21 protein-coding genes are annotated in these 26,355 nt (G+C 62.4%); 20 read left to right on the forward strand and 1 reads right to left on the reverse strand.

The window, feature by feature from the left end; all coding sequences use genetic code 11:
* Nucleotides 1-78: 78 nt before the first annotated feature.
* Nucleotides 79-276 carry a YbdD/YjiX family protein gene (locus tag BLU85_RS11555; protein ID WP_003182142.1) on the forward strand — a complete coding sequence of 66 codons (198 nt, stop codon included), beginning with the start codon at nt 79-81 and terminating at the stop codon, nt 274-276.
* Between the two features lie 315 nt (nt 277-591).
* Here the strand turns inward: BLU85_RS11555 and BLU85_RS11560 are convergent, their stop codons facing one another.
* Entirely contained in the window at nt 592-2,388 is a 1,797-nt protein-coding gene (locus tag BLU85_RS11560; RefSeq protein ID WP_092199330.1) for a methyl-accepting chemotaxis protein, read from the reverse strand.
* A gap of 208 nt (nt 2,389-2,596) precedes the next feature.
* Between BLU85_RS11560 and BLU85_RS11565 the strand changes: the two genes are divergently transcribed.
* The 19 genes from BLU85_RS11565 to BLU85_RS11655 all read left to right on the forward strand — a co-directional run bounded on the left by BLU85_RS11565 (nt 2,597) and on the right by BLU85_RS11655 (nt 26,228).
* Nucleotides 2,597-4,711, forward strand: coding sequence for a TonB-dependent siderophore receptor (locus BLU85_RS11565; protein ID WP_092199333.1), 2,115 nt, complete (start codon nt 2,597-2,599; stop codon nt 4,709-4,711).
* Nucleotides 4,712-5,432: 721 nt separating this feature from the next.
* Nucleotides 5,433-6,842, forward strand: a complete 1,410-nt coding sequence (locus BLU85_RS11570) for a circularly permuted type 2 ATP-grasp protein (RefSeq protein ID WP_092164313.1) — start codon at nt 5,433-5,435, stop codon at nt 6,840-6,842.
* Nucleotides 6,843-6,845: 3 nt separating this feature from the next.
* Nucleotides 6,846-7,796 carry an alpha-E domain-containing protein gene (locus BLU85_RS11575; protein WP_003201699.1) on the forward strand — a complete coding sequence of 317 codons (951 nt, stop codon included), beginning with the start codon at nt 6,846-6,848 and terminating at the stop codon, nt 7,794-7,796.
* Nucleotides 7,793-8,590 (forward strand): transglutaminase family protein, encoded by a 798-nt coding sequence (locus BLU85_RS11580; protein ID WP_092199336.1) that lies wholly within the window; start codon nt 7,793-7,795, stop codon nt 8,588-8,590. The genes BLU85_RS11575 and BLU85_RS11580 overlap by 4 nt, the downstream gene beginning before the upstream one ends.
* A gap of 466 nt (nt 8,591-9,056) precedes the next feature.
* The gene (locus tag BLU85_RS11585; RefSeq protein WP_092199339.1) at nt 9,057-9,659 is read left to right on the forward strand and encodes a transposase; all 603 of its coding nucleotides are present in this window, start codon (nt 9,057-9,059) and stop codon (nt 9,657-9,659) included.
* A gap of 68 nt (nt 9,660-9,727) precedes the next feature.
* Complete coding sequence (locus BLU85_RS11590; protein ID WP_371914235.1) at nt 9,728-11,290, forward strand: ShlB/FhaC/HecB family hemolysin secretion/activation protein; 1,563 nt, start codon at nt 9,728-9,730, stop codon at nt 11,288-11,290.
* Nucleotides 11,291-11,307: 17 nt separating this feature from the next.
* Nucleotides 11,308-13,107 carry a DUF2341 domain-containing protein gene (locus BLU85_RS11595; RefSeq protein ID WP_092199345.1) on the forward strand — a complete coding sequence of 600 codons (1,800 nt, stop codon included), beginning with the start codon at nt 11,308-11,310 and terminating at the stop codon, nt 13,105-13,107.
* Between the two features lie 10 nt (nt 13,108-13,117).
* Nucleotides 13,118-13,543 (forward strand): ExbD/TolR family protein, encoded by a 426-nt coding sequence (locus BLU85_RS11600; RefSeq protein WP_003201710.1) that lies wholly within the window; start codon nt 13,118-13,120, stop codon nt 13,541-13,543.
* A 2-nt stretch (nt 13,544-13,545) separates the two neighbouring features.
* A complete protein-coding gene (locus tag BLU85_RS11605) occupies nt 13,546-14,250 on the forward strand; it encodes an energy transducer TonB family protein (protein ID WP_092199348.1) in 705 nt (234 codons plus the stop codon).
* Between the two features lie 39 nt (nt 14,251-14,289).
* On the forward strand, nt 14,290-15,981 hold the full coding sequence (locus BLU85_RS11610; protein ID WP_092199351.1) for a putative porin: 1,692 nt from the start codon (nt 14,290-14,292) through the stop codon (nt 15,979-15,981).
* A 15-nt stretch (nt 15,982-15,996) separates the two neighbouring features.
* Nucleotides 15,997-16,644: a DNA repair protein gene (locus BLU85_RS11615; protein WP_092199354.1), complete on the forward strand. Its 648-nt coding sequence runs from the start codon at nt 15,997-15,999 to the stop codon at nt 16,642-16,644.
* Nucleotides 16,645-16,666: 22 nt separating this feature from the next.
* On the forward strand, nt 16,667-17,146 hold the full coding sequence (locus tag BLU85_RS11620) for a YbjN domain-containing protein (RefSeq protein ID WP_092199357.1): 480 nt from the start codon (nt 16,667-16,669) through the stop codon (nt 17,144-17,146).
* Complete coding sequence (locus BLU85_RS11625; RefSeq protein WP_092199360.1) at nt 17,143-18,087, forward strand: peptidylprolyl isomerase; 945 nt, start codon at nt 17,143-17,145, stop codon at nt 18,085-18,087. The genes BLU85_RS11620 and BLU85_RS11625 overlap by 4 nt, the downstream gene beginning before the upstream one ends.
* A gap of 204 nt (nt 18,088-18,291) precedes the next feature.
* Nucleotides 18,292-19,272: a LysR family transcriptional regulator gene (locus BLU85_RS11630; protein WP_092199363.1), complete on the forward strand. Its 981-nt coding sequence runs from the start codon at nt 18,292-18,294 to the stop codon at nt 19,270-19,272.
* Between the two features lie 472 nt (nt 19,273-19,744).
* Nucleotides 19,745-20,239 carry a hypothetical protein gene (locus BLU85_RS11635; protein WP_092199366.1) on the forward strand — a complete coding sequence of 165 codons (495 nt, stop codon included), beginning with the start codon at nt 19,745-19,747 and terminating at the stop codon, nt 20,237-20,239.
* A 92-nt stretch (nt 20,240-20,331) separates the two neighbouring features.
* Nucleotides 20,332-21,003 (forward strand): DUF3313 domain-containing protein, encoded by a 672-nt coding sequence (locus BLU85_RS11640; protein WP_092199369.1) that lies wholly within the window; start codon nt 20,332-20,334, stop codon nt 21,001-21,003.
* 118 nt (nt 21,004-21,121) lie between these two features.
* A complete protein-coding gene (gene tpx, locus BLU85_RS11645; protein WP_018602018.1) occupies nt 21,122-21,622 on the forward strand; it encodes a thiol peroxidase in 501 nt (166 codons plus the stop codon).
* Nucleotides 21,623-21,813: 191 nt separating this feature from the next.
* Nucleotides 21,814-23,136, forward strand: a complete 1,323-nt coding sequence (locus tag BLU85_RS11650; RefSeq protein ID WP_092199372.1) for an MdtA/MuxA family multidrug efflux RND transporter periplasmic adaptor subunit — start codon at nt 21,814-21,816, stop codon at nt 23,134-23,136.
* Nucleotides 23,133-26,228: an MdtB/MuxB family multidrug efflux RND transporter permease subunit gene (locus BLU85_RS11655; RefSeq protein ID WP_092199375.1), complete on the forward strand. Its 3,096-nt coding sequence runs from the start codon at nt 23,133-23,135 to the stop codon at nt 26,226-26,228. Before BLU85_RS11650 ends, BLU85_RS11655 begins: the two co-directional genes overlap by 4 nt.
* Nucleotides 26,229-26,355: the final 127 nt, after the last annotated feature.

Raw genomic sequence — 26,355 nt, forward strand, 5'->3', positions numbered from 1 at the left:
GCCTGGGGCACCAAGGAACGCACGGACAAGGAAGCGCCATTCCAGGCCCTGCCGGACGCTTGATAGAGGATTGCAACAATGTTCAATGACTTGAGTCGCCTGGGTAAATACCTCGGTCAGGCCGCCCGCCTGATGGTCGGCATGCCCGACTACGACAACTACGTCGAGCACATGCAAACCAAGCACCCGGACAAACCGATGATGGACTACGAGGCGTTCTTTCGCGAACGCCAGGAGGCCCGTTACGGCGGCAAGGGTGGGCCCAAGTGCTGTTGAACTGATGGCCGGTGGATGATGTAACCCTTGTGGGAGCGAGCTTGCTCGCGATGGCGGAGCGTCAGTTGACGATGATGTCGACTGATCCAGCGCCATCGCGAGCAAGCTCGCTCCCACAGTCGTTTTTGGGGGGCAGGATTGTCATCCACCCCGGATCCCTTGCAAAAACGAGCCCGTGTGGGAGCAAGGCTTGCCCGCGATGCCGACACCTCGATTGATCTGGCTACCGGGGTGATGCTATCGCGGGCAAGTCAGGCCCCCACAAATAGCTCGCACAGTTGTTTTTTAGGGGGCAGGCGTCGTGCAAGCGCACCCTCACTCCGCCAACAACACCGCCGCATCGAAGCCCACCCGCAAGTTGCCCCAATGGCGGCCGCCGAGGAAGAACGGCACGTCGATCTCGGTCATGATTTCCCCGGTATCGCGCAGGTAGGTCTGCAGCAGGAAGCGCTGGACGTTGCCCGCCGCGCGCAGGCCGATCGGGTCATTGAAGATTCGCTTGTTGCGGCACACCGGCAAATCCACCGCCCGGTCGCCGGTTGGCGGCTTGGAGACCCAACTGTTGTTCACCGGGCAGTAGCCCTTGCTGTCGACAATGAACGAAACCTTGCCACCCGGCGTGCTGCGGGTGAGTTTGTCGCATTCTTCCTGGCACACCTGGGCAAAGCGTTCGGTGTAGCTGGCCATGTACTGCTTGGGATCGGTACCGGGAATCAGCTGGTAATTCTGATCGAACAGGTTCAGGCCTTCGCGTTGCAGCGCCTCCAGGCGGACCTGGAGCGTGTCGCGGCACTCGCTGGCGCGGGTAATGGCGGCATCCAGCTTGCCGTGGCCGAGCACGAAACGACCCAGCAACGCCTGGACCTTTTCGGCCACGCCGGACAGGTCGCGGGTGGCCGTTGCCGAATGCTGCATGCGCTGGTCGATCAACTCGCTGTCGGCATGAATCTGGGTCACCCGGTCGTTGATCCCGGTGTTGCTGTCGGCGAACTGCTGGATGTGGGTCGCGATGTCCGCCAGCTTGCCGTTGGTGGATTCGAAATCGACGATCATGCTCTCGAAATGGCCGGAGGCGCGCTCCACCACTTTCTGGGTTTCCCGGGCGCTGTGGCTGATCTGCGTGGTCTGTTCGTGGGTGGAGCTGACTTCCTCGAGCATGGCGTCGATGTTGCGCGAGATATCGTCGGTGGCCCGGCTGACATTCTGTGCCAAGGTGCGCACTTCATCGGCCACCACCGCGAAGCCACGGCCACTTTCGCCGGCCCGGGCGGCTTCGATGGCGGCATTGAGGGCCAGCAGGTTGGTCTGGGCAGAAATCTGCTGGATCAACCCGACAATCGACTTGATACTCGAGGAACGCTGGTTCAAGGCGCTCACCAGGGCGGCAAATTCACCGAGGCTGCTGGAAATCTCACTGATGTTGCCGGTTACTTCCAGTAGCTCGGCGTAGGAGTCGCGGGCCATGCTCAGGTTCTGGGCGGTGGTGCTGGAGATGCCCTGGGTCTGGCGCGAGACTTCTTCGATGCGGCCCACGGCGGTGTTGCTCTGGTCCATCACTTCCTTGGCGAAGCGGGCCTGGTGGGTGGCGCTGTCGCTGGAGTCGCTGATGTTCTTCAGCGAGCGGGCCGACTCGACAGCGATGTGCACAGTCAGTACCTGGACATTGCTGATGATCTCCCGTTGCTTGGCCAGGAATCGGTTGCAGGTGCCGGCCAATACGCGGATCTCGTCGTGGGTCACCAGCGGCAGGTCCTTGGACAGGTCGCCTTCGCCATTGGCGATCTCTTCCAGGGCCTTGGTCATGGCGGTGACGGGGCGCACGATGAGGTGGCGGAAATACCAGACCATGAAACTGATCATGCCCAGCGTCAGGACCGCGCCGAGGAGCAGGGCGTAGGTAAGGCTGTCGAGCCGGCCTTCGATCTGCCCCAGCAAGGCGCCGTCCAGCTGCGCGTTGCGCAACAGCAGCAGGATCTCGGCGCGGGCGCTGACGGCCACCCAATAAAGCAAGCCACTGACCAGCACCAACAGGAAAAGACTCGACAGCTTTTTGGTGAGGGTATCGAAAAACCGCATTTCGATAGACTCGTACAAGTCCTTTAACGTCCGCATGCCGCTGCTCCTGGGCAAAAAAATCTCTTAATGGAATACATTCGACCGCGAGCGGCAAAGCTTTAGGGCGGCGGGGCGATTTGATATCACCTGTGGGAGCAAGCCCCACAGAGGTTTGGGGTGATCATCACTTGATACAAAATATTTACTGGGAATGATTCTCAAAGTATATTTGCTCTCATTAACGTCCCTTCCATGAGTGCGCGTCTTGAATCGTTCCACCCCCCTCGCAAATCGCAACGTCTTCATCCAGTGTGTGTTGCCAACCCTGTCCTGCTGCTTCATTGCAAGCCCGTTGTGGGCACAGGACGCTGTCGAACTGCCGGCCACGGATATCCAGGGCAGTCGTGTCACTCAGGACGAGGGCTATACGACGTCGCAAGCCAGCACGGCGAGCAAGAGCGATGTACCGATCAAGGAAGAGGCGCAGTCGATCAACGTGGTGACCCAGCAGACCTTGTCGGATTACCAGGTGCGTTCGTTGGATGATGCGATGAAGTTCGTCAGCGGCGTCAGCCAGGGCAATACCCTGGGCGGCTCGCGGGACTCGTTGGTCAAGCGCGGGTTCGGCACCAACGACGACGGTTCGATCCTGCGCGACGGCGTGCGTTCGAACCTGGGCCACAACTTCAGCGCCACCACCGACCGCGTCGAAGTACTCAAGGGCCCGGCCTCGATGCTGTACGGCGCGCTGGAGCCCGGCGGCCTGATCAATGTCATCAGCAAGAAACCGGAATACACCCAAAGCACCACGCTGAGCGGCTCGGCCTATAGCGAAGGCGGCGGCACCATGGCCCTGGACACCACCGGGCCGCTGGGCGATACCGGCCTGGCCTATCGCCTGATTGCCGAGCGCGGCCACGAGGACTACTGGCGCAACTACGGCGTCAATGAGAGCACGCTGGTGGCGCCGTCCCTGGCTTGGACGGGGGAGCGGGCTTCGTTGAACCTGAGTTATGAGTACAACGAATACTCCAATCCGTTTGACCGGGGTACGATGTTCACCAACGGGCATCCGGCCGATATCGATTATGACAAGCGCCTCGATGAGCCTTGGGCCAAGAGCGTGGGGATTCGCGAGACGGCGACGGCACGCTTCGAGTATGAGCTGAGCGAGGCGTGGAAGACTCGTGTGACTTATGGCTGGAATAACGATCGTTATAGCCTCTCACTCGTGCAACCGAGTCTTAACAGTAGCGGCGCTTTGCGCCGGGCGGCCAATGGTGCTCATTACGATGATGAAACCCGCTATGCCAGTTGGGACTTCATGGGTAAGCAGGAGTTGTTCGGGCAGCGGCATGATCTGCTGGTCGGTGTCGATAATCAGGTGTCCGATCAATACCGTGGCAAGACCTATCGTGGCAATGCACAAGGAGGGTTCGATATCACCGCGCCGGTTTATGGTGGTCTGGCAGAGCCAAGCAGAATAAGTGCAGCGCAAAGCAACCTGAGTAGCAAACTGACCTCCAGCTCCGTTTACCTGAAGGACAACTGGCACCTGGATGATCGCTGGATCCTTGTCTTCGGTGGCCGCTATCAACATTACGATCAATACAGTGATCAAGGCTTGGGCGGCAGCTACAAACTTAATCGTGATGACAACGGCGACGCCTTCGTTCCGTTCCTTGGTCTGGTCTACAAAGCCACCGACACGTTGTCGCTGTACGGTAACTACAGTCGGTCATTCAAACCAAATGACGTCGTCTCCGATGGCGTTCAGACATTCGACCCGGAGGAGGGCCGCAGCTATGAGCTGGGTGCGAAGTACGACCCATTGCCAGGACTGAACATCAATCTCGCTCTGTTCGATATCGTTAAAACGAATGTGGTGACGGTGGTGGACAATGTCGCGGAAGCCGCCGGCAAAGTCGGCTCCCAAGGCCTGGAGCTGGATATTACCGGGCGTCTGGCCGACCGCTGGGACCTGATCGGTACCTACGCCTACACCCACACGGAAATCCTCGACGACCCGGACGACGAAGGTCATCGCTTGGCCGATGCGCCGAAACACACCGCCAGCCTCTACCTGACCCACCACTTGAACGTGCCGGCCGAATTCGGCGCCTGGCACGCCGGTGCCGGCGCTCGCTACGTCGGCGAACGCGCCGCCAACAACGCCAACGATTTCTGGCTGAGCAGCTACACCGTCGCCGACGCTTTCCTGCGCTGGGAAGCGCCGGTGATGGGGCACAAGACCTCGTTGCAATTGAACGTCGACAACCTGTTCGACAAGCAGTACTACCCGTCCTCCACCGGCAGCCAGTTGCAGGTCGCTGTCGGTGAGCCGCGTACCGCCAAGCTGAGCGCCAGCGTGACGTTCTGATTCTGCTGCACTGAAACACAAAAATGCCTGGGACCTGCGTCCCGGGCATTTTTTTGTACGCCAGCCAGAGGCAACCTGCCCGCGACCTTGAGGGAAGTGGTCTACGCTTCGTGCACAGGCATCTGATTGTTTCGGGTCACCCGCGACAGGTCCCGAGGACGTAGGCCTTTGGAAATCGCCAATGGTTCAATCACCGCCCGGTCCTGGATGAGCTGAGGTGAACGGCCTGGCTGCTTCAAGGTGGGGCGAGGGTATGAATCCGTGCATGTTCCTGCAACGTTGCAGTGCGTTGAGGTTCGCGCCACCTGGAGTTGTTCGCGGCGCCTGAAGGATCCGCCGTGGGCGAATGAGTAAAAACTTCCCTGTTGTGGGGGCATCGTGTCCCATTTCACCCGCTCAAGGGCCGCTCAAGCCAGCGGTCGAGACAAAGGGCGCCAGTATTCAGGTTCATTCATGTCGCCAGATCGAAAAATAATTTCGCCTTTTTGCGGTTTTGCAATGCTTCTTCTATTCAGTACGTGCCACCGTCACGCTTAGGCACACCCTTTGCTAAGTATTGAAAACCCGGCCTTTCAGGCCAGGACACACCATCCATGAAGAGTAACAGAGGACAATCCCGGGACCGCACTCAATCAAGCAGGGTTTAAAGCAAGGCAAGGCCGAACCGTCGGAATGACGAAGTGATAAGAAATGCCGTGTAGAACGCGGCTGGGAGTTGGCTATGCCCCACGCTTTTTTTAATGAAATGTATGACGCAAAGGGTGACTGCCGCCCGCATTACCAAGCCTTCTCGCGCTGGCTGGCGGATACCCCGCTTGAACTGCTCGAGCAACGCCGCCGCGAAGCCGACCTGCTGTTCCACCGGGCCGGCATCACCTTCACCCTCTATGGGGACGAGCAGGGCACCGAGCGCCTGATCCCCTTCGATATCATTCCCCGCAGCATCAAGGCCAGTGAATGGCAGATGGTCGAGCGTGGCTGCATCCAGCGGGTCCAGGCCCTGAACATGTTCCTGGCCGACATCTACCATGGGCAGCGCATCCTCAAGGAGGGGATCATCCCGCCCGAGCAGGTCCTGGCCAACGAGGGCTACCAGATCGCGATGCAGGGCCTGAACCTGCACCGGGGCATCTACGCCCATATCGCCGGTGTCGACCTGGTTCGCGACGGTGACGGCAGCTATTACGTGCTGGAAGACAACCTGCGTACGCCCAGCGGCGTGAGCTACATGCTCGAAGACCGCAAGATGATGATGCGCCTGTTCCCCGAGCTCTTCGCCGCCCAGCGCGTGGCCCCCATCGATCATTACCCGAACCTGCTGCTCGACACCCTCAAGAGCTCAAGCCCCCTGGAAAACCCCACCGCCGTGGTGCTGACGCCGGGACGCTTCAACAGTGCCTATTTCGAACACGCCTTCCTGGCCCGTGAAATGGGCGTGGAGCTGGTGGAGGGGGCCGATCTGTTCGTGCGGGACGACCACGTGTACATGCGCACCACTGCCGGCCCTCGACAGGTGGACGTGATTTACCGTCGCCTTGACGATGCCTACCTCGACCCGTTGTCGTTCAACCCCGATTCGATGCTGGGCGTGCCCGGGCTGATCGCCGTTTACCGTGCGGGCAACGTGGTGCTGGCGAACGCGGTCGGCACAGGCGTGGCCGACGACAAGTCGATCTACCCTTACGTCGACGAAATGATCCGCTTCTACCTCACCGAAGAACCGATCCTGAAGAACGTGCCCACCTGGCAGTGCCGCAAGCCCCAGGACCTGTCCCATGTGTTGGCCAACCTGCCGGATCTGGTGGTCAAGGAAACCCAGGGTTCCGGCGGCTACGGCATGCTGGTCGGGCCGGCAGCCAGCGCGGCGGAAATCGAAGATTTCCGTGCACGCCTCAAGGCCCGTCCCGAAGCCTACATCGCCCAGCCGACCTTGAGCCTGTCCACGTGCCCGACCTTTGTCGAAAGCGGCATCGCGCCGCGCCACATCGACCTGCGCCCGTTCGTGCTGTCGGGCAAGGAAACCCGCCTGGTGCCTGGCGGGCTGACCCGCGTGGCGCTGCGTGAGGGCTCGCTGGTGGTGAACTCGTCCCAGGGCGGCGGCACCAAAGACACTTGGGTAGTGGAGGACTAAGACATGCTTTCAAGAACTGCTTCGGACCTCTATTGGATGTCCCGCTACCTGGAGCGCGCCGAGAACCTGGCGCGCATGCTCGAAGTCAGTTATTCGCTGTCGCTGATGCCCCAGGCCGGACGCAGCGATGGCCATGCCGAGCTGGCGATGTCGCTGCTGGCGGCCGGCACGCTGGACGACTACAACGCCCGTTATGACGCGCTCAACACCGAGCGCATGCTGCATTTCTTCGCCTTGGACGAAACCAACCCCGGCAGTATCTATAGCTGCCTGCGAGCCGCGCGGACCAATGCCCATGCCGTGCGCGGGCGCATCACCGCCGACATGTGGGAAAACATCAACGCCACCTGGCTGGAAATGCGCAACATCGCCAGCAACGGCCTGGGGCGCTACGGCATCAGCCATTTCTGTGAGTGGGTCAAGGAGCGTTCGCACCTGTTCCGTGGCGCGACATCGGGCACCATCATGCGCAATGATGCCTACTGTTTCATCCGCCTGGGGACCTTTATCGAACGAGCCGACAACACCCTGCGCCTGCTGGATGCTCGCTATGAAATGTTCGGCGAGGAATCGGAAGAGGTCAGCGACAACTCGGCCCGTGGTTATTACCAGTGGAGTGCCTTGTTGCGCGCGTTGTCTTCGTTCGAGGCGTTCAACGAGATCTACCGCAACGCGCCCAATGCCGAGCAGGTGTCCGAGATGCTGCTGTTGCGGGCCGACGTCCCACGCTCGCTGCATGCCTGTATCGAGGAACTGGACCATATCCTCGCCAGCTTGCCGGGCAACAACGGCCGGCCGGCACAACGCCTGGCCGCCGAGCTGAATGCGCGCCTGCGCTATTCCGGGATCGACGAAATCCTGGCGTCGGGCCTGCACCAATGGTTGACCGACCTGATTGGTCAGATCCGTCACTTGGGCCAGACCGTCCATGAGTCTTACCTGGAGGTCGTATGAAACTGTCCATACGCCACGACACAACTTACAGCTACGCCGATGAAGTCTGCACCAGCATCCAGTTCCTGCGCCTGACGCCTCGGGACACTCAGCGCCAGCGCATCCTGCAATGGCATCTGGAACTGCCGCGACTGGTGCGCAGCCAGATTGACCCCTATGGCAACATTCTCCACGTGATGACCATGGACGAGCCCCACGGTGCCTTGGTGCTGACGGCGTATGGCGAGGTGGAAATCCATCAGTCCATCGCGATGGAACCGGACTCTCAGTCACCGCTGCCGTTTCTGCGCACCAGCCGCCTCACCCAGGCGGATGAGACCCTCAGCGCCTTCGCCGTCGAACAATGCGCTGGCCGGCGTGATCGTTCGGCCTTGACCGACCTGATGAACGGCCTGGCGGCGCGGATGCCCTACAGCCCCGGCACGACAGCGGTCAACAGCACCGCCGCCGAGGCGTTTGCCGGTGGAACGGGGGTTTGCCAGGACCATACCCACGCCTTCCTGGCCTGCGCACGCAGCCTGGGTATTCCAGCGCGCTATGTTTCCGGCTATCTGTGCACCGAAGATGAAAGCCACCTGGCAAGCCACGCCTGGGCCGAAGCCTGGCTGGACGATGGCTGGTACAGCTTCGACGTGACCAACCGCCTGACCCTTCCCGATCGCCACCTGAAACTGGCGATCGGCCTGGACTACCTCGACGCCTGCCCAGTACGCGGCATGCGCCGGGGTGGCGGGGCGGAACAGATGCAGGCGCGGGTGCAGGTGAGTTCGATGGTGCAGGTGCAGCACCAATAAAGACACAGGCCTCCTCGCCAACACCCGAGCTCCCACATTGGAATGAGTGGTGGACACAAACCCCGTCTCCACCCGAGAACCTCTGTGGGAGCGAGCTTGCTCGCGATGACGGCTGTCCATTCGACATCACCGCCAACAGACCCACCACCATCGCGAGCAAGCTCGGCTCCCACACTGGAAGGGTGGTGGACACAAACCCTGTCTCCATCCGAAAACCCCTGTGGGAGCGAGCTTGCTCGCGATAACGGCTGCCCATTCGACATCATCGCCAACAGACCCACCGCCATCGCGAGCAAGCTCGCTCCCACAAAAAGCTCACTCCCTCCTTACTCTCCAAAATGAAGCTTTCATGACAAAAGTTCGGTAGCACATCGCCATTCCCGTCATGCCTGTGTGACGTGTTCGAGGGGGCCTTTCAGGTCGTTTGGAGCCGGGGCGCGAAGCCGGGAGTGAGGCGATGGGGACTATGGAACGTTATTCGAAAGTGGGCATGCAGGAGCTTGACCAGCGGCTGTCGAAGATCGTCGAGGCGGCGCGCAAGCAACCGGTCTCGGTGTATCGCTACGGTGCGCCTTGGGTCTGGATCGTTTCCCAGGATGACTGGCAGGGCGCGCTCAAGGAAGTGTCCAGCTACATTCCGCAAGGCCATTCACTGGTCTTGCTGCGTCCGCAGATCGACGACCTGCTGGATGACCATCGCGATGTGCTGCAGGGCCTCAACGCCAGAGCCCAGATGCTGATCGCACCGCAAACTGCCATGCACATCCTCCTGCTGCAACTGCTCTATTCGGTGCCCAGCGAGCAGCAACTCTACGAACAACTCAATTACAACCTGCTGTTCCGCTGGTTCGTCGGCCTGGACCTGAACCAGAAGGTCTGGAGCTTCAACGTCCTGAGTAAAGACCTCGCCACGCTGCTGGGCGATGCGCGGGCGGTGCGGCTCATCGAGAAAATCATCGGTGAAGTGTTCTGTGGCGCCTTGCTGCAAATGCCGGAGTTCTCCTTGAACTTCGCGCTGCTGCACACCTGGCTGGCCCGGCACGCCACGACATCGACCATAAGCAATTGAGCCGTACTTTGAACTCAGGGGGTGGTGTGGAGCATTTCTTCAAATCGCGGCCGGCGCTGTGGGGCTGGCTGCTGCTGGCGGTCGGGGGGCCGTCGGCCTTTGCCGCCGAAGGCGGGCAGGAGGCCGACGCGGCGCCGACGCGCCGGGTGGATGTGAACGAGTACTTCGTGCGCGGCAACACCGTGCTCGATGCCCGGGCGATCGAGGAAGCGGTGTACCCGTTCCTGGGACCGCAAAAGGCCTTGAGCGACATCGAAGGCGCCCGGGAAGCCCTGCAAAAAGCCTATCAGGCCCGCGGTTATCAATCGGTATTCGTCGAGTTGCCAGAGCAGAAAGTCGAAGACGGCATCGTCTACCTGCAAGTCAGCGAAACCAAGATCGGTCGTGTGCGCGTGGTCGGGGCCAAGCACTATTCGCCCGTTGAAATCCGTGACGACGTGCCGGCGCTGAAGGAAGGCGAGGTGCCCGATTTCGCCCGGGTCCAGGCAGAGCTGGCGCAGTTGAACAAGACCCCGGGGCGCCAGGTCATGCCGCTGGTGCGCGAAGGCCAGCGCCCCGGGACCATGGACGTGGACTTGCAAGTCCAGGACCAGGACCCCTGGCAGGCCAGCCTGGGGCTGAACAACGACTACAGTGCCGACACCGAAAAACTGCGCACGGTCGCCAGCCTGGGCTACAACAACCTCTGGCAACTGGGCCACAGCGTTTCGCTGACCTTCTTCACCGCGCCCCAGGACACCGAAAACGCCAAGGTCTGGTCGGGTTCCTACACCGCGCCGCTGAGCGAACGCTGGAGTGTGCAGTTCTCGGGGTACCAGTCCGACAGCAACGTGGCGACCGTCGGCGGCAGTAACGTGTTGGGCAAAGGGCATTCCTACGGGGTGTCGGCGATCTACAGCCTGCCCTCCACGGGGGCATGGGCCAACAGCTTTTCGGTCGGGGTGGATTTCAAGGACTTCGAGGAAGAGCTGAACCTGGGCGGTGCCAGCGACAAGGCGCCGCTCAAATACGCACCGTTCATCTTCGCCTATAACGGTTTCCGCTACACCGAGAACAGCCAGTTGGGCCTCGGCCTGAGCCTGGTGGCGGGTACCCGGAGTCTGCTGGGCTATGGCAGCTCCGACGAAGAGTTCGACTACAAGCGCTATCGCGCCAGCCCCAGCTTCGCGGTGCTCAAGGGCGACGGCAATTACACCTTCACCTTCGGCAACGACTGGCAGACGGCCTCCAAGGCCGCTTTCCAACTGGCCTCCGGGCCGTTGGTTTCCAACGAGCAATTCTCCGCCGGTGGCGCCACGTCGGTGCGCGGCTACCTGGCTGCCGAGCGCACCGGCGACGACGGCTACCTGCTGTCCCAGGAGCTGCGTACCCCGTCCCTGGCCAAGTTCCTCGGCAGTTATGTCCAGGAGTGGCGCTTCTATGCCTTCGCCGAAGGCGCGCAGCTGTATTTGCGTGACGAACTGCCCGACCAGGACGCCGACTACAGCCTCGCCAGCGTCGGCCTCGGCACCCGCGCGAGCCTGAGCAAATGGCTGTCCGGCAGCCTCGACTGGGGCTATCCGCTGCTCGAAGGGCCGAACACCTCGAAACAGGAATCGCGCCTGCACTTCAACCTGCAAGCGACGTTTTGAACCCAGGAGTCATGTCCATGCAACGCTTATTGTTATCCCTGTTTATCTGCCTGGGGCTGGTGCTTCCGGCGACCGCCAACGCCTGGTGGCAGGACGACTGGCACTATCGCAAACAGATTTCGGTGGACACCACGCCCCAGGGCGCCGCCATCGCCCAGGCCTTGGGCCGCACCGCGTTGCTGGTGCGCTTGCACACCGGCAACTTCACCTTCGACGGGGTCAAGGACGACGGCTCGGACTTGCGTTTCGTCAGTGCCGACGACAAGACCGTGCTCAATCACCAGATCGAAAGCTTCGACCCGCTGATGGGCATGGCGCTGATCTGGGTCGACGTGCCGAGCGTGGAGGGCGGTCAGCGCCAGGACGTGTGGATGTATTACGGCAACCAGAAGGCGCCGGCCACGAGCGGCGGCCAGTTGACCTTCGACCCGGACTACACCGCGCTGTACCACTTCGACGGCGCCACCGGCGTACCGCCCCGGGATACCACGGCCTACGGCAACAATGCCCAGGGCGCGACCGGCGTGAGCATCGACGGCGTGATCGGACGGGCCTTGCAGTTCAATGGCCAGCCGTTGTTGTTGCCGGCCAGTCCGTCGTTGCAACACAGCGCCGGCGCGGCGTTCACCTTCAGCACCTGGCTGCGCCAGGACCAGGCCAGTGGCGAACAGGTGATCCTGGCCCGTCGCGAAGCCGCCACCAGCCTGTTGGTTGGGGTCAACCAGGGTGTGCCGTTCGTGGCGATCAATGACCAGCGCGCCGTCTCGACCCAGCCGCTGAACCCCGGTCAATGGCAGCACCTGGCGTTGACCGCCTCGGGCGACCGGGTCGTGCTGTACGTCAACGGGCGTGAGACCGCGAGCCTGGCGGTGGCGATGCCGGCGTTCAATTCGCCGATCGCCCTGGGTGCCGATGTCTCCGCCGGAGCCTTCGCGCCTTTCAGCGGCGCCATGGACGAAGCGCGCCTGTCCAAGGTCGCTCGTCCGGCGCCGTTGCTGTTGGCCGACGCCAATGCCCAGGGCGCCGAATCGAAACTGGTGGCCTACGGCGTCGATGAAGAACAGTCCGGCTTCGGTTTCGGCAGCCTGGGGTTCCTGCTCAACGCCGTGCCGCTCGACGCTTGGGTGATCATCGGGGTGCTGGTGCTGATGATGTTCCAGTCGTGGATCATCATGATCCGCAAGAACCGCATGGTCAGCCGCCTCAGTGCCGCCAACGAAGTTTTCCGCGAGCAGTTCGCCAAGATCGGCACGCGCCTGGAAATGTTCGCCGACGACCAGGACCTCGCCCAGCGCCTGCAACATTCATCGCTGTGGCGCTTGTACCTGGTGGCCGTCAAGGAAATCCGCACCCGCCGTGAGCAGGGCGCGGACACCTCGTCGGTATCAGCGGCCACCATCGAAGCGATCCGTTGCTCGATGGATGGCGTGCGCACCCGCGAGAACCAGGCGCTGAGTTCGAAGCTCTCGACCCTGTCCAACGCCATCGCCGGCGGGCCGTACATCGGCCTGCTCGGCACTGTGCTGGGGATCATGGTGGTGTTCCTCGGCACGGCCATGGCCGGCGACGTGAACATCAACGCTATCGCCCCAGGCATGGCCGCGGCATTGCTCGCCACCGCCATGGGCCTGTTCGTCGCGATCCCGGCGTTGTTCGGCTACAACCGCCTGATCACCCGTAACAAGGAAGTCAGCGCCGACATGCGGGTCTTCGTCGACGAGTTCATCACGCGCCTGGCGGAGATGCACGGCGAAGGCCAGTCCGGTGAAGCGGCCCCTCGTCGCGGTCATCACGTCCAATCGTCCGTACCCGCCTGAGGGAGTCGCCATGGCTAGCGTAAACGCTTCACACGATGACGACGATGATGCAGCGGTCGACAGCATCAACATCACGCCACTGGTGGATGTGCTCATGGTGGTACTGGTGATGTTCATCCTCACGGCCACCGCCCAGGTGTCAGGTATCCAGATCAACCTGCCCAAGGCCAGTGCCTCGGTGTCGTTGTCCGAGGCCAAGACCAAGGCGATTTCGGTGAATGACGGCGGGCAGGTGTTCCTCGATGCCTATCCGGTGACCCTGGCCGAACTGGAAGAGCGCCTACGCATCGAAAAGGCACAGAGCCCGGACTTCCCGGTGATCGTGCGCGGCGACGCGACGGTGCAGTACCAGAAAGTCATTGAAGTGCTGGATCTGTTGCGGCGCCTGGAACTGTCCCAGGTCGGTCTCGTGACCGGCAAACCGAGCCAGGGCTGATCATGACCGCCAGACTTCCCATCGATCCGCCCCCGGTGAAGACTTCGCCGCTGCGCCTGCTTAAGTGGGTCGCCGGCCTGCTGCTGGGCGTCGTCGCGGCCTGGCTGCTGTGGCAGTGGGCCAATGACATGAGTGGCGTGCGCCGCGAAGCCCCGAAGGTGCCGACCATCATCCCGCTGCCGCCTCCGCCCCCACCACCGCCGGAGAAGCCCAAGGAGCCGGAACCCCAGGTCGAGGAGAAAGTGGTCGAGCCAGAGCCGACCCCGGAACCCGAAGAGGTCAAGCCCGAAGAAGAAGCGCCGCCGTCGCCGGTGGATGACCTGGCGAACCCGATGCAAATGGACGGCGATGCCCAGTCCGGCAACGACGCGTTCAACATCGGTGCCGGCAAGGGCGGCGGCATGGCCGGGGCAGGGGGCGGACGCCTGGGCAATGGCACCTACAGCCAGTTCCTGGCGTTCACCTTCCAGCGCTTGCTGCGGGAAAACCCCGACCTGCGCAGCCTGGCGTTCTCCCTGCAGGCCGATGTCTGGCTCAGTGCCGTGGGCGAAATCACCCGGGTCGAGCTGGTCAAGTCCAGCGGCAACCGGCAAGTGGACGAGCAAGTGATTTCCGCCCTGCGTGCCGCGCCCCATTTGAGTGAACGGCCCCCGGCCTCCCTGACGTTGCCCGTGCGCCTGTCCTTGCAGGGACGGCGGCCGGGTTAACCGACTATTTGAAAGTTTGCCAACAGGAGTTGTGTGCAGATGATTTCCAATGTGAATCGATTGTCGTGGGCGATCGGCCTGGTGGTCCTGAGCCTGGCCGGCCACGCGGCCGCCGCCCCGGCGCCTTCGGAAAACGCCACGATCAATCTGATCCGCCTGCTGGTGCAGCAGGGCGTGTTGAAACAGGACCAGGCCGATGGCTTGATCGCCCAGGCCGAGCGGGAGGCCGTGCAGGCCCGCCAAGCCGCCACGGCAGTCGCCGCGACGCCGGTCGGTGCGCCGGGGGACGTGCGGGTGCAATACGTGCCGAACATCGTGCGTGAGCAGATCCGCGACCAGGTCAAGGCCGAAGTCATGGCCACCGCCAAGCAGGAAAACTGGGCCCAGCCCAACACCTTCCCGGATTGGGTCTCGCGCATCAGTTTCGATGGCGACATTCGCTTGCGGGATGAGTCGCGCTATTACTCCGGCACCAACAGCAACGAAATCGTTGATTTCGCCCGGCTCAATGACAAGGGGCCTTACGACGTCAACCCCAACAGCAGTTCCAGCCTGCCGCCGTTGCTCAATACTCGGGAAGACCGGGAAAACCTGTTCCGCCTGCGTGCCCGCCTGGGCATGAAGGCCGTGATTGCCCCGCAATGGACGGCGGGCATCCGCATCGGCACCGGCTCGGACAACAACCCGGTGTCCACCACCCAGACCCTCGGCGGCGGCTTTGGCAAAAAAGACATCTGGCTCGACCAGGGCTACCTGACCTGGAAGCCCTCGGACGAGTTGACCTTGACCGGCGGGCGTTTCGCCAACCCGTTCTTCTCCACCGACCTGTTGTATTCCGGCGACCTGAACTTCGATGGCGTGGCGGCGAATTTCAACCACAAGCTCAATCAGGACTGGGGCGTGTTCGGCACCGTCGGCGCGTTCCCGGTGGAGTACACCAACGACACCAGCACCAGCAATGGCAGCGACAAGGAAGAGAGCGACAACAAGTGGCTGTACGGTGCGCAACTGGGGGCCAACTGGGCCATCAACGACAGCAACCGGATCAAGGGCGCGTTGGCCTATTACCGCTTCGACGACATCGAAGGCCAGCGTTCCTCGCCGTGCCAGCCCTGGGCCGGTGATCCAGGCTGTGACAGCGACGGTTCGCGGGTGGCGTTCATGCAGAAGGGCAACACCGTGTTCCTGCTGCGCGACATCACGCCCAACCCCCTCAACCCGTCGACCACGCCACAGCCGCAATACGTCGGCCTGGCCTCGGAGTTCAACCTGCTGGACCTGAACTTCGCGTGGGACACCGATCTGCCCGAAGACCTGAAACTGCGCAGCCAGGCCCACTACGTCCACAACCTGGGCTACGACGAAGGCGAGATGCGCAAGCGCTCCGCGGGGCAGTTCGCCAACAACCTGGACAGCGATGGCGAGGTGGAAAGCGGTGCCAACGCCTGGATGCTCCAGTTCACCCTTGGCAACTCCCTGGAACTCAAGCGCGAAGGCGACTGGAACCTGTTCGCCGGCTACAAGTACATCCAGCCGGACGCCTTGCCGGACGGCTTCAACGATTCGTCATTCCATCTGGGTGGCACCAACGCCAAGGGTTATTTCCTGGGCGGCAACTATGGCCTGGCGAGCAACGTCTTCGCCACCGGTCGCTGGTTGAGTTCCGAAGCGGTGTACGGCGCGCCGTACGACATCGATGTCTTGCAGCTTGAAATCAACACGCGCTTCTAAGCGCAGGGAGGTCTCATGAAAAGGCGTGTCATCTACCAATGTCCGGCCGCGTTACTGGTGCTGGGCCTGCTTCTGAGCGGCGGTGCCCACGGCGAAGGCCTGGAAGAACGCCTGCGGGCGCAACTGCGCAGCACCACCGCCCAGTTGCAGACCCTGCAAAGCGAACAGGCCCAGGCCAGTGCCGCCCGGCAGGCCGCGGAGAGCCAGGCCAAGGAGGCCCAGGCGCAGATCAAGCAATTGAGCGCGCAATTGAGCAAGGCCCAGGCCCTGAATGAGCAACTGGCCGGGCATCAGCAAAACCTGCAAAGCCAGGCCCAGGCCCAGGTGGCGGCCAGCAACGAGCAAATGGGCAAGTTCAAGAAAGCCTACGACGAGCTGCTGGTCCTGGCTCGCGGCAAAGAGGCCGAGCGCGCGCGTCTGGAGGCGCAATTGACCGAGCGTGACACACAAGTGCAGCAATGTTCGGTCAAGAATCAGCAGATGTACGAAGTCGCCAAGACGCTGCTGCATGCCTACGAAACCATTGATGTGACCGACATCGTGAAGATCCGCCAGCCGTTCGCGGCCAAGGCCCGGGTGCGTTTCGAAGAGCTGGCCCAAGGGTTCGGCGATGATCTCTACAAGAACCGTTTCGATGCGCCCCAGGCCTCGATCACTCACTGAACAGAACAAGGATGAATCGAACATGACCTCAATGATTGAAAATGTCGGTGCGAAATCCCTGACCGAGTTGTTGCAGGCCGCGGGTTATCGGGTCAACGAAACCGAGCAGAACGGCATTGTGCAACTGCTCAGTGCCAGCCAGGGCATCGGCTTTGCCGTGCGTTTCGGCAATCCGGCGGCGACGGCGGGCCAATACCTGGACTTCACCTTCAGCTGTGCCTTGCGGGTGCAAGGCCAATTGCCGGACGGGTTGGCAGAACTGTGGAACGCCTCGCGACGTTTTGCCCGGTTGTCGTTGCAAGGCGAATTCCTGGTGATGGAAATGGACGTCGTGGTTGCGGCGGGCGTGAGTGCCGATCATCTGCGCAGTCATCTGGAACTGTGGGACCGCCTGTTGCAGGAATTCATTGTCTACCTGCGTGAGTACAGCCAGAACGCGGTGCGGGCGCAAACCCCGGCCGAGCCCGTCGAGGCGCCCCTGGAGGAGGCCGTCGCATCGTGAAAAAACCGACCTTCGTCATCAGCGCCGCGGCGCTGGGGCTGATCGCCTTGGCGCTGGTGCTGGGCCTGCGGCCGGGCAGCGATCCGGTCGCCGCGGTGCAGGCCGCCAGCGTTGTGCCGGCCGACTCGCCGAGTTTGGCCCGATTAGGCAACCAGCAGGTCAGCCCCGAAGAACTCAAGACCTTGCTGGCCGCACTGGCTCCCGAGGTTCGTCAGCAAATGCGGGGTAATCGGGCTGCGCTGGAGGGCTGGATCCGTGCCCGCCTGGCGGAAAAAGCCGTGTTGGAGCAGGCCGATGCCCAGGGTTGGCGCCAGCGGCCCGAGGTGGAGCGGCAGACACGAGCGGCGGCCGAGCAGATTGTGTTTCGCGATTACTTGCAGTCGGTGAGCCAGGTGCCGGCCGGCTATCCCAGTGAGGACGAGTTGAAACAGGCTTACGACGCCGGGAAAGCCAATTGGACCGCGCCGGCATTGTACCGTGTCAGTCAGATTTTCCTGGCAGCCAGCGAGCCGCAAACCGTGGAAGCGGTGCGTCGGCAAGCGCTGGAGTTGAGCAAGAAAGCCCAGGCCTCACCTGCTGAGTTCGGCGCCCTGGCCAGTCGTTTTTCCCAGGACCGCACCAGTGCCGAGCGCGGCGGTGACAGTGGTTATCAGCCGTTGCAGCAACTGGTGCCGCCGGTGCGCGAGGCCGTGGCACGCTTGAAGGTCGGCGCGGTATCGGACCCGGTGCAGAGCCCGGCAGGGTTCCATGTCATCAAACTCACCGAGCAACAACCGGCCCGAGAGGCGACCCTGGACGAAGTCCGCGAGCGCCTGACCCAGGCCCTGCGTGCCCAGCGCCAGGAACAGATCGCCAAGGCGTACCTGGACGGCATGCTCGACACGGCGACGTTGAGCATCGATGGCGCGCAGTTGAGCAAGGTGCTGGAGGAGGGGCTTTAGCCCAGGTACTTTGTTTGATGTGAACACCTTTGTGGCAAGAGGATTAATTTGTGGCGAGGGGATTTATCCCCGTTGAGCTGCGTAGCAGCCCCTATCAATATCCCTCAGTGTCAGACCTGATGGAGTTCAAGCCAAGGGGGGCCGCTTCGCGACCCACGGGGATAAATCCCCTCGCCACTTCGTACAACCGACAGGGAGTCACCCATGACCTTCATCGAGCCCGCAGGACGCCAGGCTGTCATCGCATACCGCACACCGTTGCGTGCACCCGACCCGTGGCTGGCCATGGCCGGTGGTATCGAGCCGCAGGTGGCGCAGTGCTTCCTGGTCAGTGCCCGTTGCGGCTGCTTCATGCAAGCGGCCCGCAGCCTCAACGTCAAGGCGACCTGGCTGCGCAAGCAGTTGGCGCAATTGGAGGCGCGCCTGCAGCGTTCGCTGTTCAGCTTTCAGGGCAGCGCCTTGACCCTCAGCCGCGAGGGCCGGCAGTTACAGGCGCGCTTGATCAGCCTGGCCCACGAAAGCGCGCCGCCCCTGAACGATCAACCCTTGGTTCGCCTGGCCGTGGCCGAGTCGATACTGCATGACATCCTGGGCCGTGACCTGATTTCATTGCTGCGACGCAACGCCAGCGTGCGACTGCAGATCATCACCCTGGACAGTGACCTGGCGCTGCAAGCCGTCAGCGCCGACCTGGTGCTGTGGTTGAGCGATGCCCACACATTGGGGCCGGGGCCGAGTTTCGCCACATTGCCCGCGGATCGACTGGCGCGGCTGGACTATGTGCCGCACATCGCCAAGCGCTACTCACGCCCGGCCACGCGCCCGGACTGCCTGGACGACCTGAACGACTACATGCTGGTGCAATGGCAGGCGGACCGACACGTGGACGGCTTCGCACCGTGGAACGCCTTGATAGACCAACGCCGGGCCGGCGTGGTGCAGGTGCAATCCTACGAACTGATGCTGGAAATGATTCGCTGCAGCGCCTGCATCGGCCTGTTGCCGCAGTACATGAGCCGCTTCGACCGAGGCCTGGTGGCATTGCCGCAAGTGTTCGGCCTGTCGATGCAACGGCACTTGTGGATGGCCGTCAATGCCCAGGCCGAAGGCTCGCCGGAAGTGCAGATGCTGCGTGAACTGATCCACCACACGCTGGATGAGCGGCGGGATTGGTTCCAGGCCTGACCGAAACAGGAAGTAACACCCATGTGGGAGCGAGCCCGCTCGCGATAGCGGTCGTTCATTCGACATCAATGCCGGCTGAAAGGGCCTCATCGCGAGCAAGCTCGCTCCCACAGTAAATCGTCAGTGCCCCCAGACCTCGCAGTCACTCGAAACCCATGTGGGAGCGAGCCTGCTCGCGATAGCGGTGGTTCATTCGACATCAATGCCGGCTGAAAGGGCCTCATCGCGAGCAAGCTCGTTCCCACAGTAAATCGTCAGTGCCCCCAGACCTCGCAGTCACTCGAAACCCATGTGGGAGCGAGCCTGCTCGCGATAGCGGTGGTTCATTCGACATCAATGCCGGCGGACACCCTCGCCATGGCGCGGCTGCGCTGAAGGATCAGCCACGCAGGTGAAGTGGCTTTTACGTACACCGGCGTCTTGGACCTGTCATCATCCAGCTTCGCAGCACTCCCTAACCGAGGAACGGCCCATGGACGATGTACAGCAACTGGGCGAGATGCTTCGTCACTACGCCGACAGCGAAGCGCACAAGAAACAACTGCACCAGGCCCAGTCGGCGGTTTGGGCGCAACAGATCAAGGCGCTGTACGGGCAAATCGAGCAATGGCTGGCGCCGGTCATGGCGCTCGGCTTGTTGGAGCTGAACCGTGAGGCGTATGTGGCCCACGGATCGAACGTTCCGGTAGAAACATCCGCTTTCAAGACCGAAAAACTGACCTTGGCCATTACCGGTAAACCGGTAGAGTTCGTGCCGGATGTGATGGGGGGGGGCGGCTTGGTTTCTTTGTCGATCATCGGCCTGGCCGCGACCCGTCACGGCAGCATTTCCCTGGTGTGCCAGCCGCCATCGACGCAATGGCAATGGCGCCGTACCAATGGGTTGAAGGACCCCGACACGTTTGCCTTCGATGCAAACTTCCTCGCCCAACAATTGCAGAGCCTGATACCCCGCGAGCGCGGCTGAATCACTTGTTCTTTTCAGGGCAGGCAAAAAACTGCCCATTGGCTATACCTGTAGTTCCGGCCCCGCCTCGTGTGGCTTACAGGAGTGACAGCATGAAGTTCGCGTCAATGATTGGCAGCATCTGCATAGCCTCGCTTGCCTTGGCGGGTTGTTCGAGCAAAGTCACCCAGCCGGATGAATATTCCGGGTTCCTGGGGGATTACAGCCGGCTCAAGGAAGAGAAGTCGCCGTCGGGGGCCGAGGTCATGCGTTGGGTCGATCCGAAGATCGATCTGAGCAAGTACACCAGCCTCTATATCGAGCCGACGCAGCTTTACCCCAAGCCGCAGCCGACCGTGAGGATCCCCCAGGCCACGCTGTCGGGCATCACCGCGTATTACGATCAGGCCCTCATGCGGGAGGCGGGTAAGTCCTTGCCCCTGGCGACCGTCCCAGGACCGGGTGTATTGGTGATACGGGCGGCGATCACGGCTGTCAGTAGCAAGACCGAAGGCTTGAAACCGTATGAGGTGGTCCCGATTGCGCTGGTGGCGGCCGCTGTCAGCACTGCCAGCGGTATTCGCGACCAGGAAACCACCTTGGGCACCGAAGCGGCTTTTCTCGACGGTGGCAACAACGCGGTGGTCGCCCAGGTGGTGCGCAAGGGCACGGGCAAGCCACTGTCCAACGAATCCCAGGTCATGAAGCCCGATGATGTCAAAGGGGTCATCGATGGCTGGGCGTCGGACTTGCATCAGTCGTTTCTACAGCTCAAGGCCAAATAACCCTTACCGTCGCCGGGGTGTCGACGCCACGTCTTTTTATGTCCGCCCATAGGTCGCGCGAGCATTTCGTGGTTAACTCCGGCCTCACCATTTTCAAACTGTCAGAAGGAATCCGTTCATGGCTCAAGTCACCCTCAAAGGCAACCCGGTCCAAGTCAACGGTCAGTTGCCACAAGCCGGTTCCAAGGCACCAGCCTTTTCCCTGGTCGCCGGCAATCTGTCGGACGTTTCCCTGAAGGACTTCGCCGGCAAGCGCAAAGTGCTGAACATTTTCCCAAGCGTCGACACGCCGACCTGCGCCACCTCCGTGCGCAAATTCAATGCTCAGGCCAACGAACTGAACAACACCGTGGTGCTGTGCATCTCCGCCGACCTGCCATTTGCCCAGGCGCGCTTCTGCGGTGCCGAAGGCCTGGAAAACGTCCAGAACCTGTCCACGCTGCGCGGTGCCGAGTTCATCCAGGACTACGGCGTGGCGATTGCCGACGGTCCATTGAAAGGCCTGACCGCCCGTGCCGTGGTCGTGCTGGACGAAAACGACACCGTGCTGCACAGCGAGCTGGTCAAGGAAATCGCCGAAGAGCCGAACTACGACGCGGCCCTGGCTGTTCTGAAATAAGTGGAATGAAATAAGGTATTTATTACAATTGTTAACGGTCTGGCCCTGTCCAGGCCGTTTTCTTTTGTGCTTCAAGGCTTTAGCCGACTATTCGAAAGGTAAGCCCAACGTAAATTGCCGGTAAAGGCGCTTTGCTAAATACCCGCCAGTGCTTATCGTTCAGCCTCCCGTAAAAGAAGTCCACGCGCCCAATGGTTGATCACTCCATGCAATCGTCTGTTTCCCGCAATTCCCGTCGCTGGCTGTTCGGCCTGTTCGGCCTGTTCGTCCTGTTGGTCGTCGCGGCGCTGGCCTGGAAGTTCTGGCCCGGTGGTTCGGCCCAGAAGCCGGGGGCGGGGGACAAGGCCGCGACGGGGCACGTAGGACGCTCGGGCGGCATGCGGCCGGGGTTCGGTGGGGCGACGGGGCCGATCCCGGTGCGGGTGGCGCCGGCGGTGACCGGGGATTTCCCGCTGTACTTCAAGGCGCTGGGTACGGTCACGGCCCTCAACACCATCAACGTGCGTAGCCGCGTGGGTGGCGAACTGGTCAAGATCGCCTTCGAAGAGGGACAAATGGTCAAGGCTGGGGACTTGCTGGCCGAGATCGACCCACGGCCGTACCAGAACGCCTTGCTCCAGGCCGAAGGCACGCTGTTGCAGAACCAGGCCCAACTGAAAAATGCCCAGGTCGACCTTGAGCGGTATCGCGGCCTGTACGCCGAAGACAGTATTGCCAAGCAGACCCTCGACACCGCCGCGGCCTTGGTGGGCCAGTACCAGGGCACGGTCAAGACCAACCAGGCGGCGGTCAACGACGCCAAGCTCAACCTGGAATTCACCAGGATCCGCGCGCCGATTACCGGCCGCGTGGGCTTGAGGCAACTGGACATCGGCAACCTGGTGTCGGCCAACGACACCACGGCCCTGGCGGTCATTACCCAGACTCAACCCATCAGTGTCGTGTTCACCTTGCCGGAGAACAACCTCGACACCGTGCTCGCCCGTTATCGCAGCGGGGCGAAGCTGCCCGTCGAAGCCTGGGACCGGGGCGATGTGAAGCGCCAGGCCAGTGGCGTATTGCAAAGCCTGGACAACCAGATCGATGTCGCCACCGGCACCTTGAAGTTCAAGGCGCGCTACGAGAACCGCGACCAGTCGCTGTTCCCCAATCAGTTCGTCAACGTCCACCTGCTGGCCGACACCCTCAAAGGCGTGGTCCTGGCGCCGACGGCGGCTATTCAATTCGGCACCAACGGCACTTTCGTCTACGCCCTGGAGGGGGACAAGAAGGTCACCATCAAGAAGCTGAAGATCGGGGCCAGCGACGGCACGAACACCGTGGTCACCGAAGGCCTGGCCGCTGGCGACCGGGTGGTGCTCGAAGGCACCGATCGCCTGAAGGAAGGCAGCGAAGTGGAGGTGGTCAACGACAGCCAGGAGGTGCCCACCACGCCGACCGAGCACTTGCAGGGCAAGTCTGCGGCGGTGCCTGGGTCGGCTGAGGCCGACAAGGCGAACAAGGGCGGCGCATGAATCTCTCGCGGCTGTTCATTCTTCGCCCGGTCGCCACCACCCTGAGCATGCTGGCGATCATCCTCGCCGGCCTGATTGCCTACCGGTTGCTGCCGGTGTCGGCATTGCCCCAGGTCGACTACCCGACCATCCGCGTGATGACCCTGTACCCGGGCGCCAGTCCCGATGTGATGACCAGTGCGGTCACCGCGCCCCTCGAGCGGCAGTTCGGGCAGATGCCGGGCCTGACGCAAATGGCCTCCACCAGTTCCGGCGGCGCGTCGGTGATCACCCTGCGCTTCAACCTGGACATCAACATGGATGTCGCCGAGCAGCAGGTGCAGGCCGCGATCAATGCGGCCACCAATTTGCTGCCCAAGGACCTGCCGGCCCCGCCGGTGTACAACAAGGTCAATCCGGCCGACACCCCGGTGCTGACCCTGGCGATCACCTCCAAGACCATGCTGCTGCCCAAGCTCAATGACTTGGTGGACACCCGCATGGCGCAGAAAATCGCCCAGATCAGCGGCGTCGGCATGGTCACCATCGCCGGTGGCCAGCGCCAGGCCGTGCGAATCAAGGTCAACCCCGAGGCCCTGGCGGCCAACGGCCTGAACCTGGCGGATGTGCGCACGCTGATCGGTGCTTCCAACGTCAATCAGCCCAAGGGTAACTTCGACGGCCCGACCCGGGTCTCGATGCTCGATGCCAACGACCAGTTGACCTCGCCCAAGGACTACGCCGAGCTGATCCTGGCCTACGCCAATGGCGCGCCGTTGCGGCTCAAGGACGTGGCACAGATCGTCGACGGGGCCGAAAACGAACGCCTTGCCGCCTGGGCCAACGAAAACCAGGCCGTGCTGCTGAACATCCAGCGACAGCCGGGGGCCAATGTCATCGAGGTGGTGGACCGGATCAAGGCCCTGCTGCCGAGCATCACCGATAACCTGCCGGCCGGCCTGGACGTCACCGTGCTGACCGACCGCACCCAGACCATCCGCGCCTCGGTCACCGACGTGCAGCATGAGTTGCTGATCGCCATCGCCCTGGTGGTCATGGTGACGTTCCTGTTCCTGCGTCGCGTCAGTGCCACGATCATCCCGTCGGTGGCCGTGCCGTTGTCGTTGATCGGCACCTTCGGCGTGATGTACCTGGCCGGTTTCTCCATCAATAACCTGACCCTGATGGCCCTGACCATCGCCACCGGTTTCGTGGTGGACGACGCCATCGTCATGCTGGAGAACATCGCCCGCTTCATCGAGGAGGGCGACAGCCCGTTGCAGGCTGCGCTCAAGGGCGCGAAGCAGATCGGTTTCACGCTGATTTCCCTGACCTTGTCGTTGATTGCCGTGCTGATCCCGTTGCTGTTCATGGCCGATGTGGTCGGGCGCTTGTTCCGCGAGTTCGCCATCACCCTGGCGGTGGCGATCCTGATTTCCCTGGTGGTGTCCCTGACCCTGACGCCAATGATGTGCGCCCGCTTGCTCAAGCGCGAGCCCAAGGAAGCAGAGCAGGGCCGTTTCTACCGTGCCAGCGGCGCCTGGATCGACTGGTTGATCGCCGCCTACGGGCGCAAGTTGCAGTGGGTGCTCAAGCATCAGCCACTGACCCTGCTGGTGGCGGTGGGCAGCCTGGTGCTGACGGTGGTGCTGTACCTGGCCGTGCCCAAGGGCTTTTTCCCGGTGCAGGACACCGGGGTGATCCAGGGTATTTCCGAGGCGCCGCAATCGATCTCCTTTGCCGCCATGAGCGAGCGCCAGCAGCAGTTGGCCAAGGTGATCCTCGCCGACCCGGCGGTGCAGAGCCTGTCGTCCTACATCGGCGTGGATGGCGACAACGCTACGCTCAACAGCGGTCGCCTGCTGATCAACCTCAAGCCCCACAGCGAACGGGATGACAGCGCCACCGAGATCATTGCCCGCTTGCAGCCACAACTGGATCGACTGGTGGGCATTCGCCTGTTCATGCAGCCGGTGCAGGACCTGACCATCGAAGACCGGGTCAGCCGGACCCAGTACCAATTCAGCCTGTCATCGCCGGACGCCGAATTGCTCAGCCTCTGGAGCGGGCGCCTGGTCGAGGCCCTGGGCCGCCAGCCGGAACTGACCGACGTGGCCAGCGACCTGCAGGACAAGGGCTTGCAGGTCTATTTGGTGATCGACCGCGACGCGGCGTCACGCCTGGGCGTCTCGGTGTCGAACATCACCGATGCGCTGTATGACGCCTTCGGCCAGCGGCAGATCTCCACCATCTACACCCAGGCCAGCCAGTACCGCGTGGTGTTGCAGGCCCAGGCCGGGGAGCGGATCGGACCGCAGGCGCTGGAGCAGATCCACGTCAAGACCACCGACGGCGGGCAGGTGCGCTTGTCGAGCCTGGCCCGGGTCGAAGAGCGCCAGGCGCAATTGGCGATTGCCCACATCGGCCAGTTTCCGGCGGTGATGATGTCGTTCAACCTCGCCCCGGGCGTGGCCCTCGGGCATGGGGTGGAGGTGATCGAAAAGGTCCAGCGGGACATCGGCATGCCGGTGGGCGTGCAGACCGAGTTCCAAGGCGCGGCCCAGGCGTTCCAGGCATCGTTGTCGAGTACCTTGCTGCTGATCCTGGCGGCGGTGGTGACCATGTACATTGTCCTGGGTGTGCTGTACGAAAGCTACATCCACCCGATCACCATCCTTTCCACCTTGCCCTCGGCGGCCATCGGCGCCTTGCTGGCGTTGATCCTCAGCGGCAATGACCTGGGCATGATCGCGATCATCGGCATCATCCTGCTGATCGGCATCGTCAAGAAGAACGCGATCATGATGATCGACTTCGCCCTCGACGCTGAACGCAACCAGGGCATGGACCCTCAGACGGCGATCTACCAGGCGGCGTTGCTGCGCTTCCGCCCGATCCTGATGACCACCCTGGCGGCGTTGTTCGGTGCCATACCGCTGATGTTCGCCACCGGTTCCGGTGCCGAATTGCGCCAGCCCCTGGGCTTGGTGATGGTGGGTGGATTGTTGGTGAGCCAGGTCCTGACCTTGTTCACCACGCCGGTGATCTACCTGTACTTCGATCGCCTGGGCCGCCGGTTTGCCAGGCCGGAAGGGAAAGAGGTGCGGGTATGACGGTCGGGAGCTTCCGGCTGGACCCTGCGCCGCGGAACTCGGGGCAAGTGCGCTTTTTGTGGCGAGGGGATTTATCCCCGCTTGAGTGCGCAGCGCTCACAAAAGGGGCCGCTGCGCAGCCCAGCGG

The organism is Pseudomonas sp. NFACC14, from assembly GCF_900106885.1.
Classification (GTDB): domain Bacteria; phylum Pseudomonadota; class Gammaproteobacteria; order Pseudomonadales; family Pseudomonadaceae; genus Aquipseudomonas; species Aquipseudomonas fluorescens_AA.